This window comes from Pseudomonas sp. GW822-FHT03F04 (genome assembly GCF_058801405.1).
This window is the reverse complement of sequence record NZ_JBXANF010000005.1, coordinates 127,313-140,508: the sequence shown is the minus strand read 5'-3', so window position 1 is coordinate 140,508 and position 13,196 is coordinate 127,313. Positions and strand designations below refer to the sequence as shown.

Genomic DNA, 13,196 nt, shown 5'->3' with positions numbered 1-13,196 from the left:
GGTTCCGCTCGCGCAGCAACGTGCGCGCAAGCAATGTAGTCGATCCAGCGGCAAGGGCCTGGAAAATTCACGGTAGGGGATATCGCGCAGAAGAATATTGATCCAGGCCATGGAAATGACTGTACGGTTCTGCCGCCGATCAGTTGGAAAACACGAACTGCCCTTTGATCTTTTTCGAACCGATGAAACCGAGGTCAGGGAACAACTTGGTTTTCAGCCACACGACAAAATAGACCATGGCCAATGTGAGGCCGACGCCGATCAGGGTGGAGATCGGGTCTTCGGCGTAGTCCTTGAACAGGCGTGAAACCTGGCTGAGCGTAAGGATCACGAAGACGGTGTAGGTCTGAGCGGAGTATTTGTAGAAACCCCAGGCAAACAGCAGCGGGATACCACCGCCGATCAGCATGAGCGTCAGGGCCAATCCGATGCCGGAGTCCCAGCCCAGGACAAATCCGGCGAGCGCGCCGAGCAATGCCTGAATGCAGGTCAGCACGATCAGGATCGTGACCTTGCGTGCATACTGGCGGCGCAGCGCCGGGTCAATGCGTGAACCAATCCAGTAAGCCAGCACCCGATCCTTGACCGCCCCGCCCGAAAACGCCTTGAAGGTTTCGGTCTTCGAGCGCCCGGCGTCCAGCATCTCATCCAGCTGCCGTTTGATTTCCTTCTTGTCCAACGTCTTCATCCTTAAACAGAAATTGAAGCGGCCGATCCGCTTGCCGCGTCGATTCTGGCTGCTGGCCCTTTAGAAAGCAAAAAGCCGTTTCCACCCGAAGGTGGAAGCGGCCGAGGCACAAGCCCCAGAGGGATCAGTGAACAAACAAAGCGATCAGAATGATGATCGGGATTGGCACGCCGAGGAAAAACAGCAGTAGTGAGCGCATGGTGATTCTCCTTGTTAACGGACCGGAGGCAGTGTGGCCGTGGTGTAGGTTTCGACTTCAACGTACTCGACCGCATCCCGGCGGCGACCGCCGAAGGTGGCCGACAGACTGGCGAAGAACGCACCGGCCAGCAGCGCGATGAACATCCACAGCGAAGTCCAGACAGCGACTTTGGCGGCGGTGTCAGCGGCTTGCTGAGCTTTGACCTTGGCGTCGGCAATGGCTTTTTGCGTACGGGCGTAGATTTCATCGACGCGACGTTCGGCATCGGCCTGGGTCAGATTGGTCCGTTGCGCGACCAATTGTGCAAGGTAGGTACGATCCTCGGGGCTGAGCTGACCGTTGGCCAGGCTCTGGGTGAAGATCCGGGTCACGGTGCCGCGAGCGGCGTCATCGCTGACAGCGGCAGGACGGTCATCGCGGAACAGGCTGTCGACGAAGTAGCCGTACTGGTTGCTGTCGGTGTTCGCCGCTGCAGTCCCGGCCGCCTGAGTCATGGCACTGGCCGCACCACCGGCGACACTCGCACCGGCCTGCACACCACCGCTGATGATGCTGCTGACCGAGCCGACCACCAGCGTCGCAGTAACCAGCGTGGCCACGCACCAGGCAAGGAAGCCATGGGCGGTGTCGCGGAAATACACCTCGTCACCGTGCATGTTCGCCCACTTCACCCGCAGGCGACCGGCGATGTAGCCGCCCAGGCCGGAAGCGATGATTTGCGTCGCCGCCAGCCAGACGATTGTCGAAATGCCCAGGCCCTTGGCGCTGACGCCCTCCCCGGCCCACGGTGAAACAGCGGAGAAGCCCAGACCAAAACCAAGCAGTACCAGAATCAACGACAGTGCCGCAGCGGCTGCGGCCCCGGCGAAGATCGCGCCCCAGGACACCCCTGAGACGTTACTCGACTCGCCTTCGAAGGCAGGATAAAACCCATCAGAGGATCTATTCATTGTTGTTCTGCTCCCGGCATGAAAAATGGTGTTACAACTCGTCAGCAGATGAATTGCAGTGACCGTGCCAGTCGCCAACATTAAATAAATCGTTGAAATTCAATCTCTTAAAAAGACTGAACTTCCCAGGGCCATGCAATTTGCAACAACGGTCCGATATCAGCGGGCTTTATGCATTGGCACAAAAGCCCGGTCATTTGAGTTTGTATCAACTACAACATGAAAGTTAATTTAAAGCGTTATTGCAAAATCTTGGCAAAATGCTGCCATTCCGTTTGAACCGATCAGCAGGCCCACCATGACTCGCATCTTGACCATCGAAGACGACGCCGTGACCGCCCGGGAAATCGTCGCCGAACTCAGCAGCCACGGCCTCGACGTGGATTGGGTCGACAACGGCCGCGAAGGCCTGGACCGCGCCGTCAGCGGCAACTACGACCTGATCACCCTCGACCGCATGCTGCCCGAACTCGATGGTCTGGCCATCGTCACCACCCTGCGCACCATGGGTGTGTCCACGCCGATCCTGATGATCAGCGCGTTGTCCGACGTCGATGAGCGCGTGCGCGGCCTGCGCGCCGGCGGTGACGATTACCTGACCAAGCCGTTCGCCACCGACGAAATGGCGGCCCGGGTCGAAGTGTTGCTGCGCCGGCAGCACAATGGCGGCACCCAGCCGACCACCCTGCGCGTGGCGGACCTTGAGCTCGACCTGATCAGCCATGAAGCCAGCCGCGCCGAGCAGGTGCTGACGCTGTTGCCCACCGAATACAAGTTGCTGGAATTCCTGATGCGCAACAGCGGCCAGATCCTGTCGCGGATGATGATTTTCGAGGAAGTCTGGGGTTATCACTTCGACCCGGGGACCAACCTGATCGACGTCCACATCGGTCGCCTGCGCAAGAAGATCGACCCGCCGGGCAATGTCCCGCTGATCCGTACGGTGCGAGGCTCGGGTTATGTCATTGCCGAACCCGTCTGACGGTTGGCGTTCCTCCAGCAGCCGGTTGCTGGCGCTTTACAGTTCATTGTTCGTGGCCTGGAGCGGGATCCTCATGGGGGTCATGTATTTCGAGGTCTCCGGTTACCTCGACAGCCTGGCCAAACATTCGCTGATGCAGCGTCAGCATCTGTTCTCGCACTTTCGCGGCGAGCAGCTCGAGGATGCACTCGCCGCCAGCATGACGTTCGATATCCGCGGCATCGATGCCTACGGCCTGTTCGCCGCCGACCACACCTACCTCGGCGGGGCTTTGCAGCAAATGCCTGCGGGCCTGCCGCTGGACGGCAAGATCCACGAATTGCGCGACTGCTCCGAATCCGACGATCCGACCCTGCCCGCCGACAGTTGCGATGCGGTCGCCACCCCGACCCGCGACGGTCGCTGGCTGGTGCTGGTGCGCGACAACGGTTCGCTGTTCGCCGTGACCCGCATCATTCTGCGTGCATTGCTCTGGGGCGTTTCGCTGACAATCGTACCGGGGGTCATCGGCTGGCATTTGCTGCGGCGTCGGCCGTTGCGGCGAATCCGCGCGATTCAGGCCAGTGCCCAGTCGATTGTCGCCGGTGACCTGACTCATCGATTGCCCGTGTCCAATCGCCGCGACGAACTGGACATGCTCGCCGCCATCGTCAACGCCATGCTCGATCGCATCGAGCGTCTGATGAACGAAGTCAAAGGCGTGTGCGACAACATCGCCCACGACTTGCGCACTCCGCTGACGCGTTTGCGGGCGCAGTTGTATCGCATGCAGCAACAGGCCGGCGAAGGCTCGCCGGAAGCGGCGCAACTGGATCTGGTGCTGGCCGAAGCCGATACGCTGATGGCGCGTTTTCGCGGTTTGCTGAGGATTTCCGAACTGGAAGATCGCCAGCGGCGTTCGGGATTCGTCGAGCTCGATCCGGTGCGACTGCTGCAGGAACTGCATGAGTTCTACCTGCCGCTGGCCGAGGAAGACGAACTGCGTTTCGAGCTGAACATGCCCGAAACCCTGCCGATGCTCAATGGTGACCGGGCGCTGTTGTTCGAGGCGCTGGCCAACCTGTTGAGCAACTCGATCAAGTTCACCCCGCCGGGAGGCACGGTGATTTTGCGTGGGGTGAATGATGCGGGGCATACACGGATCGAAGTGCACGATTCCGGCCCCGGCATTCCCGAGTCGGAACGCGAAGCGGTGTTCCAGCGCTTCTATCGTGCAGAGGGTGGGCAACCGCAAAGCGGTTTCGGACTGGGGCTGTCGATCGTTGCGGCGATTGTCAGCCTGCACGGGTTCAGTCTTGAGGTGGGTCGCAGCGATCTGGGCGGGGCGAAACTGGTGCTTGATTGCCGGCAGAGGCTGATTTCACAGACCTGATTTTTGGGCAGGGATCGTTCCCACTTTGCGTGGGAACGATCATGAAACTCAGGCCGGGTAGTTAGCGCGCAGCGCTTCGAGGCCGCCCCGATAGATGCCGCTGAACAGCGCCACCACTTCCTCATCGCTCACGCCCTTGGCCGTGAAGCGTCCCGACCACGTCACCCGCGCGCCCTGCCCTTGGGCTTCGACGCGAATCGTCGCCAGATAATCCGTGGCCGGAAACGGTGCCTGCTCGATCGAGTAGCTGTAGGTCTTGCCCGCGTTATCGAACGTCTCCAGACGCTCGATCACCACCGCGCCGTCGGCGGTTTGCAGGGTGCGTACACGCCCGCCGTCGCTCAGCTCACTCTTGGGAATGAACGGCAGCCAGTCCGGCAGCGTGTTGAAGCCGCCGATCAGTTGCCAGACCTGATCGGCCGAGGCCGGGATGTCGATGAATGCTGATGCTGTTGCCATAAATAAACGTCTCTCTTGAGGAATTCAGATTGCCAGGCTGTCGACCACGCCGCCGTCGACGCGCAATGCCGCGCCGGTGGTGGCCGAGGACAGCGGTGAAGCGATGTAGGTCACCAGATGCGCGACTTCTTCGACATTGGCCACGCGCTGGATGATCGAGGTCGGGCGGGCCCTGCGCACAAACGCGTCGGCTTCGTCCCGCAAGCTACGGCCGGACTCGGCGGCGGCATCCTTGAGCATCTCTTCGACGCCGTCGGTGAAGGTCGGCCCCGGCAGGATTGCATTGACCGTCACCCCGGTGCCGGCCAAGCGTTTGGCCAGGCCATGGGACACCGCGAGGTTGGCGCTTTTGGTCACGCCGTAGTTGATCATGTCGGCCGGGGTGGCCACGCCGGATTCCGAAGACAGGAAGATCACCCGCCCCCAGCCCTGCTCGACCATCGCCGGCACGTAATGTCGCGACAGGCGCACGCCGGAGATCACGTTGATTTCATAGAAGCGCGTCCACTCATCGTCGGGCGCATCGAAGAAGTCCACGGCGTTGTAGATCCCGAGGTTGTTCACCAGGATGTCGGCTTTCGGTTCGGCGGCGAACAGTTTCTGCGCGCCTTCGGCCGTGCCCAGATCCGCCGTCAGACCGCGCAGTTTCGCGCCCGAAACGGCTTGCCGAATGCTCGCCAGTGCCTGCTCGACCTTGGCCGCGTCGCGACCGATCACCACCACCGTGGCGCCCGCCTCGGCCAGCGACTGGCTGATGCCCAAACCGATACCTGCCGTGCTGCCGCTGACAATCGCCAGTTTCCCGCTCAGATCGATCTTCATGCTTTCACCTCGTCGATAGGTAATGGTGCACGTTCGGACACCAGTTTCGCTTCACGCATGGCCTGCCAGAAACCGGCCGGAATGACCGCCGACAGCGCCGCTACATCTTCAGCGATGCGCCCCGGTTTGCTCGCGCCGGGAATCACTGCCGCCACGGCCGGATTGGCCAGCGAGAATTGTAGTGCAGCCGCTTTGACATCCACGCCGTGGACGGCGGCGATGCGTTTGATCTGCTCGACCCTGGCAATGATTTGCGGGCTGGCCTTCTGGTATTCGAAGTGCGCGCCACCGGCCAGGATTCCCGAGCTATATGGGCCGCCAACAACGATTTCAACGTTCTGCGCCCGCGCCGAATCCATCAGACGCTGCAAGGCGCGGTCGTGATCGAGCAAGGTGTAGCGGCCGGCCAACAGGAAGCCGTCAGGCTGCGCCTCGGTCAGGTCGAGCGTCAACTCGCACGGCTCGACTTTATTCACGCCCAGGCCCCAGCCCTTGATCACGCCTTCTTCACGCAGGCGGGTCAGGACTTTGAAGGCCCCGGTGCGGGCCTGATTGAAATACTCCAGCCATTGGTCGCCGTAGAAGTCCTGAGCGATGTCGTGCACCCAGACGATGTCGAGGCGATCGGTTTTCAGGCGTTCGAGGCTGTCTTCAATCGAGCGCAGGGTGGCGTCGGCGCTGTAGTCGTTGACGATCCTGTTCGGGCGGCCGTGTTCGAACACCCCGCTCTTTTCGCCCAGATCCCGGGCGGCGGCGTCTTCGACTTCATCGAGAATGACCCGGCCGACCTTGGTGCTGAGCACATAGTCATCGCGCTTGTAGCGGGACAGTGCTTCGCCGAGGCGGATTTCCGACAGGCCCGAGCCGTAGAACGGCGCGGTGTCGAAGTAACGCACGCCGGCATCCCACGCCGCATGCACGGTGGCCTGGGCTTCTTCCTCGGGAATGGCGCGGAACATGTTGCCCAGTGGCGCGGTGCCGAAGCCCAGCTGGCCGGGCAGTTTGTCTTTCAAGCTCATGGGGATTTCCTCGTAGTGTCTGGGTCGTGGTTGACCGTTGAGCAGATCCTAGATTGCGACACTCAGACCGTCCAAGACATAATGTGCAGCACTTGAGTCCCTATAGGTCTGACATGATTGATTTCCGCCAATTGCGCTACTTCGTGGTCGTCGCCGAGGAAGAGCACGTCGGCCGCGCGGCCGAGCGCCTACACATTTCCCAGTCGCCCCTGAGCCGGCAGATCGCCCAGCTCGAAGAACGCCTGGGCCTGACCCTGTTCGAACGCAGCCAGCAACGCATCCGCCTGACCCGCGACGGCCATACGTTCCTTGCCGAAACCCGCGCCCTGCTGACCCACGCCAATCGCCTGGAATCCCTCGGCAAACGCCTGGGCCGTGGCGAAGAAGGTGGCCTGTGTATCGGCTACATCGAGAACGCCATGCACGCGGGCGTATTGCCCAATGCCCTGCGCGTGCTGCGGACGGATCGGCCGAACGTGCACGTCGCGCTGTACAACCTCAGCTCCGCCGAACAACTCGAAGGCCTGCGTCAGCGTAGTCTCGATATCGCACTGGTCAGCGAACCGCCGACGACCGACGATCCTGACTTGCTGGGCTTCCAGGTGCTGGACGATCCGATGCTGCTGGCGCTGCCGGAGCAGCATCCATTGGCCACACAGGCATCGCTGACCCCGGAGGATCTGGCCACTCAGGAGTGGATCGGCGTGCAACCCCGTCAGGACGCGGGCGACGATTTTGTGAGTGCCTGCCTGCGCGCCGGCTTCACCCCGGATGTGCGGATGCAGGCGACCGAGCCGTTCACCGCGCTGGGGCTGGTTGCTTCGGGGCTGGGGATTGCGATGATCCAGAAAGGCCTGAGCCACAACGCCCCGCCGGGTGTGGTGTTGCGGGAGGTGCCGTGGCTGGCGTTTACCACGCCGTTGTGGGCGGCCTGGCATCGGGTCAATTTGCGGCCGTTGGTGGAGACGTTTCGTGAGGTGTTGACCGGGGCCGATATCTCCGGCGCCTGAGAATCCGCTGGCCCTCACCCTAACCCTCTCCCGGAGGGAGAGGGGACCGATCGGGGGATATTCAAGAGGTACACCGACGTGATCGATTGGTGGCGAATCCGTAATCGATTCAACCCATCCAGCTCTTGTACTCAATCAGCAGACAGGCGATGCCGGTATTGAGGGTTGGTCTGGTCTACAGTGAATGTTCCATCCCACTTCACAAGGACGTGAAGCATGCAAAATCGCCCTACCCTCGACCAACGCCGTTTCGCCCGCCGTTTACGCGCCAGCCAGACCGATTGCGAACAAATGCTCTGGCATCGGCTGCGTGCGCGGCAGGTGGCGGGGTTGAAGTTTCGGCGGCAGGTGCCGGTTCCGCCGTTTGTGCTGGATTTTTATTGTGTGGAGTTGAGGTTGGCGGTGGAGCTGGATGGTGGGCAGCATTTTGAGTCGGCGGGAGAGGTTCATGATCGGCGGCGTACGCTCTATCTTCAACGGCTTGGGATTGAGGTGGTGCGGTTTAGCAATCTGGAGGTGATTCAGCAGATGGGGGATGTTTTGGAGCAGATTGTGCGGGTGGCGGAGGAGCTTCGATTGCGACGTTGACCCGACAACGCCCTCACCCCAGCCCTCTCCCGGAGGGAGAGGGAGCCGACCGAGATGTCTTGAGGGATGCATCGACCTGAAAAACCGAGTCGATTATGGATTCAAAACATTTCTTCCATGTCGGCGGATCTCTCGAATATCCCCCAATCGGCCCCCTCTCCCTCCGGGAGAGGGCTGGGGTGAGGGGCTTTTGAAATTCACCGCCAGCACTGAATCAAGCCCCCAACCGCGCCCACCCCGCCACCAACTGCGCACTGACACTCACCCCGCCACACACCACAATCACCACATCCCGAGCCCCCGCCAGCGCCGGATGATCCAGATAAGCCACCGCCAGCGACACCCCGCACGCCGGCTCCACCAGTTGCCGCAAATCACTGGCATAACGCACCACGCCCATGATCCCGTCGTCATCGGACAGCACCAGGCATTCGTGGTCGAACTCGCCGATGTGCTGCACCGGCCACTCCGCCACTTGTGCGGCGCCAAGGGAGGTGGCGACGGTGTCGATCTTGCTCAGGCGCACCGGGTGGCCGGCCTGTACGGCGGCGGCAAACGAGGCGGCGCCCTGGGTTTCGCAGGTGATGATTCGACAGTCACGCCGGTCATGGCGCAGCAGCCCTGTGAGAATTCCTGCAAGCAATCCCCCGCCGCCGACCGAGGTGACCACGGTGTCGACCTGCGGGCAGTCTTCGAGGATTTCATCGATCATTGTGCTGTGCCCTTGCCACAACACCGGGTGGTCGAAGGCCGGCACGTATTCGGTGTCCGCCGCGCTGGCCAGTTCACGGGCGCGCTGATTGGCCTCATCCCAGACTTTGCCATGGACGATGACTTCGGCACCGGTGCGGCGGATGCGCGCGCGGGTGGCTTCGGGGGTGGTGTGTGGCACCACGATGCAGGCTTGCAGGCCCAGGCTGACCGCCGCCACCGCCGTCGCAAGACCTGCATTGCCACCGGACGGGCAGACAACTTTGCGCTTGCCCTGCGCCGCTGCCTGACTGCACAGCAGGCCCATGCCGCGCAGTTTGAAAGAACCACAGGGTTGCAGGTTTTCCAGTTTCAGCCAGATACGCCGGGAAGTGGTCGACAGGGTCGGATGGAGGATCAACGGCGTGCGGATGTGCAGCATGGCGGACTCCTGATGACGCCACGCCCGGGCGACCTGTTCGCCGGCGCGTGGACGGTTGAAGTCGAAACGTCCCTGTCTGAAGCTTAGTTCACCCTGCCCCCTCGACGGTAAACGCCGGGGATCGTGCAGCGATCTACACTGAACGGAACAGCCGTGAGGTGCCTATGAAAATGTCAGCGCAAATGACCGTCGTCGCGGTAATCGCCACTCTCGCCTACCTGGGGCTGGCGATGTGGGGCATTGGTGGCGTGGCGGTGTTCTTTTCCCACGGCGCGCTGGTGGTGGTGGCGCTGGCGACGCTGGCGATGGTGGTGGTGTCGCTGTTCAGCGAGGTGAACCTGAGTTCGGGCGAACGCGAGGACCGGGCCAATCGCTGGGTGATTCCGGCGTTCGGCGTGATCGGGCTGGTCAGTGCTTTTCTGCCGGCTTACTGCGACCGCATCGGTTTCTGGACCGTTGGCCGCGAAGGCACCCGTTGGCTGGGGGCGTTGTTGTTCATCGCTGGCGGTGCCTTGCGCCTGTGGCCGGTGTTCGTTCTAGGCCACCGTTTCAGCGGATTGGTGGCGATTCAGCCGGGACATCGACTGGTCACCGAAGGCATCTACACGCACCTGCGCAACCCCAGCTATCTGGGGCTGGTGGTCAATGCGCTGGGCTGGGCACTGGCGTTTCGTTCGGTCGTCGGGATCCTGCTGGCGGCGCTGACGCTGATCCCGCTGATTGCCCGCATCCATTCAGAAGAAGCCCTGCTGCGCACCCAGTTCGGCGCCGAATACGATGCCTATTGCGCGCGCAGCTGGCGGTTGTTGCCGGGCGTTTACTGAGGTTGCAGGCGTAACTGGCCGTTGTTGTCGATGCTCAGCGCAACGTCGCGGTAACTGGCGATGGTCGCGTGTGAGGTTTCAATCGGATGCTGGTGAGTCGCGGTGATGATCATCAACGGCGCACCGGCCGCTTCCGCCGCCTGAATACCGACAGTCGCGTCTTCGAAAATCAGGCAATCGGCCGGTTCCAGTCCCAGACGTTTGGCGGCCAGTCGATAGCCGGCCGGGTCAGGTTTGCCCGCCGTCACGTCTTCAGCCGTGATCATCACCGCAGGCTCGGGAATCCCCGCCGCCGCCATTCGCCGCAACGCCAGATCCCGTGGCGCCGAGGTCACCATGGCCCAGCGATCTGCCGGCAACGACTTGAGAAACGCCGCCGCACCGGGAATCTCGACAATCCCTTCGACGTCTTCAATTTCCGCCTCGGTAATGAACGCCGCTTGCGCCTCGGCGTCCACGCCCGGCAGGTTCAGACGAGTGATGGTGTCGATGGCGCGCACGCCGTGGATGGTCGGCAGGAAGGTCTCGACATCCACGCCATGACGCTCGGCCCAGGCCGCCCAGATCCGCTCGGCGGCGGCGATGGAGTTGAGGACGGTGCCGTCCATGTCGAACAGGAACGCGCCGAACGCGCGATTGAAAACAGCATCGTGAGCAGACAAGGGATCGCATCCTTAGGCAGAGCCGGGCAAATGTGCCCGGCAATGTAGCATCTGCCGAAGGCTTCAGTGCAGACGCGGCGCCTTGGATTTGAATGCGTCGTCCACGCAATCGAGCAACTGGCCGATGGCCCAGGGTTTCTTGATGAAGGCCACTGGATGGCGGACGCCGGAGGTCTCCGGCGTTTCATAACCGGACATGACCATCACCGGTTTTTCCGGCCAGCGCTCGCCGACCAGATTGGCCAGGTCCGCGCCATTGAGGGTGCCGGGCATGGTGATGTCGGTGAGCAGCAGCGCGACTTCCGGCGCGTGCTCTTCCAGGTATCGCGACGCCGCATCGGCACTGGTCTGCGGCTCGACCTTGAAACCTTCCTCCTGAAGAATTTCGCACAAAAACTCCAGAATCAACGGGTCATCCTCGACTACCAGAATCAACCCGCCAGGAAGGTGCGCGCTCGCCGTCGGAATTGGACACATGAACTGGCACTCCCTGAATTGCATGAACGATTTAGCGGCTTGATCCCGCTGCTTATCTGGTATGAGCAGCGCCTTCTACAGAAATTCATTTTTGATACAGGTCTTTTCGATAACACCCGGTCAACGGGCAGTCGCCGACCCGTAATTGCGGTTAAAATGCGCGCCCTTTTGCTTGCCGATCCCGATTGATGAACCCTGAAGCCCTCGCCGTTCTCCACGCCCACCTGCTCACCGCGCTGACTTCGGCACCGGCCGAAACCCGGCGTCTGTTCCATGGCCGTGGGCGCTGCTGGCCGGGGCTGGAACAGCTCACCGTCGACTGGCTGCAAGGCGTGGTGCTGGTGTCGCTGTTCAAGGAACCCGAGGCTTCGCAACTGGAAGACCTCAAGCGTCTGTTGCTGGAGATCACCGGTTCAGCGCCATGGCAGCAATCCGGCGCTCACACCCTGTTGATCCAGCATCGCTACCTGCCGCAAAGCACCGCCGAATGGCTGCTGGGCGAAGAAATCGACGAGATGACCATCGTCGAGGGCGGGCTGAAATACCGCGTGGATCTGGGCCGCAAGCAGAACGCCGGGCTGTTCCTCGACATGCGCTACGGACGCAACTGGGTGCGCGAGCAGTCTGCCGGCAAACGGGTGCTGAACCTGTTCGCCTACACCTGCGGTTTCTCGGTGGCAGCCATCGAGGGCGGCGCCAGCCATGTGGTCAACCTCGACATGTCCCGCGCGGCGCTGAGCCGCGGCCGCGACAATCACCGCCTGAACGGGCATGACCTGAGCAAGGTGAGTTTTCTCGGCCACGACCTGTTCAAGTCCTGGGGCAAGGTCATCAACAGCGGCCCGTATGATCTGGTGATCATCGACCCGCCGTCGTTCCAGAAAGGCAGTTTCCTGCTGACCAAGGATTACCAGCGCGTACTGCGCCGCCTCCCGGAACTGCTGACGGCCCAGGGCACGGTGCTGGCCTGCATGAACGATCCGGCGTTCGGTTCGGATTTCCTGATCGATGGCGTGACCCAAGAGGCGCCGAGCCTGCGTTTCGAGCAGCGGCTGGAAAACCCGCCGGAGTTTCCGGACGTCGACCCGGAAAGCGGTCTGAAGGCGCTGCTGTTCAAGCAGATCGACTGACCCTGCTCAGCGCGGGCGCAACACCAGCGCAAACAACTCGCCATGCCCGGTGACGTTGAGCTTGTGATAGAGGTTGCGCCGATGCACCTTCACCGTCTCCGGCGAAATGTTCATGTGCTGGGCGATGGCCTTGCTCGAGAAGCCCTGGAGAATCAGGCGCGCCGTATCGATTTCGCGCGCGGTCAGCCGCGCGTCGAAACGGTCCAGCAGCGCCGCCAGATCGCCGACCGGCGCCTCGACCACCGCACCTTGCGGCGGCAGCAACTGCACATGCCGGCGCATCGCTGACAACACCCAGTCCCGCACACACAGCAGGCGCCCTTGCTCCTGCAAACTGAACGCCTTGGCCCGGCCCATCGACAATCCGAGCACACCGTCATCGGTGTTGACCATGAATTGCAGTTCATCCGCGCCGACCACGGAGCGGAAGTAGCTCAGGTAGTACTCGCTGTGCAGAAACTGGTCCGGTGCCACGGACGCCAGGCTGTGCAAACCGTCAGCGATCCCGGCGCACGCGGCCTGATAGAACGGATCGAGCAAGTACATGCCGGCACAGTAACCGGCCAGTTCTTCCTGCTCCTCGGCGCGGCCCTGGCTGTCGACATCGATCAGCAATTGCGGCGGGTGCCCCGTCTGCATCACCGCCACCAGCGCATTGTCCAGCGGCACCAGCAGCCGCAAGGTATCGACCAGCGCCCGCCAGAAACCGTCCTGGCCGATGCTGGCGAATACCCGCGACAGGCTCTGATGCACCGGCAATTCCTGCAGCAACGCGTCCACGCTCTACCCCTTTTGAGTAACCCATGATGGGAATGGGTCTGGTGCGGCCTGCCCGATAGGCTGACCACTCCTGTTCATTACCGGCCTGCCGCAGGCCAG

The 13,196-nt window shown here is 62.1% G+C and carries 15 protein-coding genes; 6 read left to right on the top strand and 9 right to left on the bottom strand.

The genetic code is table 11. The annotated features are described in order from the left end of the window. Window positions 1–139: 139 nt before the first annotated feature. Entirely contained in the window at window positions 140–679 is a 540-nt protein-coding gene (locus AC1RMX_RS13100) for a hypothetical protein (protein WP_102622013.1), read from the bottom strand. 222 nt (window positions 680–901) lie between these two features. Continuing rightward, entirely contained in the window at window positions 902–1,840 is a 939-nt protein-coding gene (locus AC1RMX_RS13095) for a hypothetical protein (protein WP_493072178.1), read from the bottom strand. Window positions 1,841–2,138: 298 nt separating this feature from the next. Between AC1RMX_RS13095 and AC1RMX_RS13090 the strand changes: the two genes are divergently transcribed. After that, window positions 2,139–2,822 (top strand): response regulator transcription factor, encoded by a 684-nt coding sequence (locus AC1RMX_RS13090; RefSeq protein ID WP_096822590.1) that lies wholly within the window; start codon window positions 2,139–2,141, stop codon window positions 2,820–2,822. Next, the gene (locus tag AC1RMX_RS13085; RefSeq protein ID WP_096822591.1) at window positions 2,800–4,194 is read left to right on the top strand and encodes a sensor histidine kinase; all 1,395 of its coding nucleotides are present in this window, start codon (window positions 2,800–2,802) and stop codon (window positions 4,192–4,194) included. The genes AC1RMX_RS13090 and AC1RMX_RS13085 overlap by 23 nt, the downstream gene beginning before the upstream one ends. 48 nt (window positions 4,195–4,242) lie before the next feature. Here AC1RMX_RS13085 and AC1RMX_RS13080 read toward each other — a convergent pair whose 3' ends face one another. From AC1RMX_RS13080 to AC1RMX_RS13070, 3 genes are read right to left on the bottom strand one after another with little or no spacing between them, the layout of a single operon-like run. Beyond that, window positions 4,243–4,653, bottom strand: a complete 411-nt coding sequence (locus AC1RMX_RS13080) for an SRPBCC family protein (protein ID WP_493072176.1) — start codon at window positions 4,651–4,653, stop codon at window positions 4,243–4,245. A 24-nt stretch (window positions 4,654–4,677) separates the two neighbouring features. Beyond that, window positions 4,678–5,475: an SDR family NAD(P)-dependent oxidoreductase gene (locus AC1RMX_RS13075; RefSeq protein WP_493072174.1), complete on the bottom strand. Its 798-nt coding sequence runs from the start codon at window positions 5,473–5,475 to the stop codon at window positions 4,678–4,680. Continuing rightward, window positions 5,472–6,494: an aldo/keto reductase gene (locus tag AC1RMX_RS13070; RefSeq protein WP_192558361.1), complete on the bottom strand. Its 1,023-nt coding sequence runs from the start codon at window positions 6,492–6,494 to the stop codon at window positions 5,472–5,474. Before AC1RMX_RS13070 ends, AC1RMX_RS13075 begins: the two co-directional genes overlap by 4 nt. A 113-nt stretch (window positions 6,495–6,607) precedes the next feature. On the opposite strand from AC1RMX_RS13070, the gene AC1RMX_RS13065 reads away from it, so the two are divergent. Then, a complete protein-coding gene (locus AC1RMX_RS13065) occupies window positions 6,608–7,504 on the top strand; it encodes a LysR substrate-binding domain-containing protein (protein ID WP_493072171.1) in 897 nt (298 codons plus the stop codon). Window positions 7,505–7,720: 216 nt separating this feature from the next. After that, window positions 7,721–8,092: an endonuclease domain-containing protein gene (locus AC1RMX_RS13060; protein WP_493072169.1), complete on the top strand. Its 372-nt coding sequence runs from the start codon at window positions 7,721–7,723 to the stop codon at window positions 8,090–8,092. Window positions 8,093–8,306: 214 nt separating this feature from the next. Here the strand turns inward: AC1RMX_RS13060 and AC1RMX_RS13055 are convergent, their stop codons facing one another. Further along, the gene (locus tag AC1RMX_RS13055; protein ID WP_493072167.1) at window positions 8,307–9,224 is read right to left on the bottom strand and encodes a pyridoxal-phosphate dependent enzyme; all 918 of its coding nucleotides are present in this window, start codon (window positions 9,222–9,224) and stop codon (window positions 8,307–8,309) included. Between the two features lie 164 nt (window positions 9,225–9,388). On the opposite strand from AC1RMX_RS13055, the gene AC1RMX_RS13050 reads away from it, so the two are divergent. Continuing rightward, window positions 9,389–10,048, top strand: a complete 660-nt coding sequence (locus tag AC1RMX_RS13050) for a methyltransferase family protein (protein WP_096822597.1) — start codon at window positions 9,389–9,391, stop codon at window positions 10,046–10,048. Here AC1RMX_RS13050 and AC1RMX_RS13045 read toward each other — a convergent pair. Both AC1RMX_RS13045 and AC1RMX_RS13040 read right to left on the bottom strand, forming a co-directional pair. Continuing rightward, entirely contained in the window at window positions 10,042–10,710 is a 669-nt protein-coding gene (locus tag AC1RMX_RS13045) for an HAD family hydrolase (protein WP_096822598.1), read from the bottom strand. The genes AC1RMX_RS13050 and AC1RMX_RS13045 overlap by 7 nt on opposite strands. 63 nt (window positions 10,711–10,773) lie before the next feature. Continuing rightward, window positions 10,774–11,187 (bottom strand): response regulator, encoded by a 414-nt coding sequence (locus AC1RMX_RS13040; protein ID WP_096822599.1) that lies wholly within the window; start codon window positions 11,185–11,187, stop codon window positions 10,774–10,776. Between the two features lie 188 nt (window positions 11,188–11,375). Here AC1RMX_RS13040 and AC1RMX_RS13035 point away from each other — a divergent pair, with 188 nt between their 5' ends. Continuing rightward, on the top strand, window positions 11,376–12,317 hold the full coding sequence (locus tag AC1RMX_RS13035) for a class I SAM-dependent methyltransferase (RefSeq protein ID WP_493072165.1): 942 nt from the start codon (window positions 11,376–11,378) through the stop codon (window positions 12,315–12,317). Between the two features lie 6 nt (window positions 12,318–12,323). On the opposite strand, the gene AC1RMX_RS13030 is transcribed toward AC1RMX_RS13035, so the two are convergent. Then, entirely contained in the window at window positions 12,324–13,097 is a 774-nt protein-coding gene (locus tag AC1RMX_RS13030) for a helix-turn-helix transcriptional regulator (RefSeq protein ID WP_493072163.1), read from the bottom strand. Window positions 13,098–13,196 lie beyond the last annotated feature (99 nt).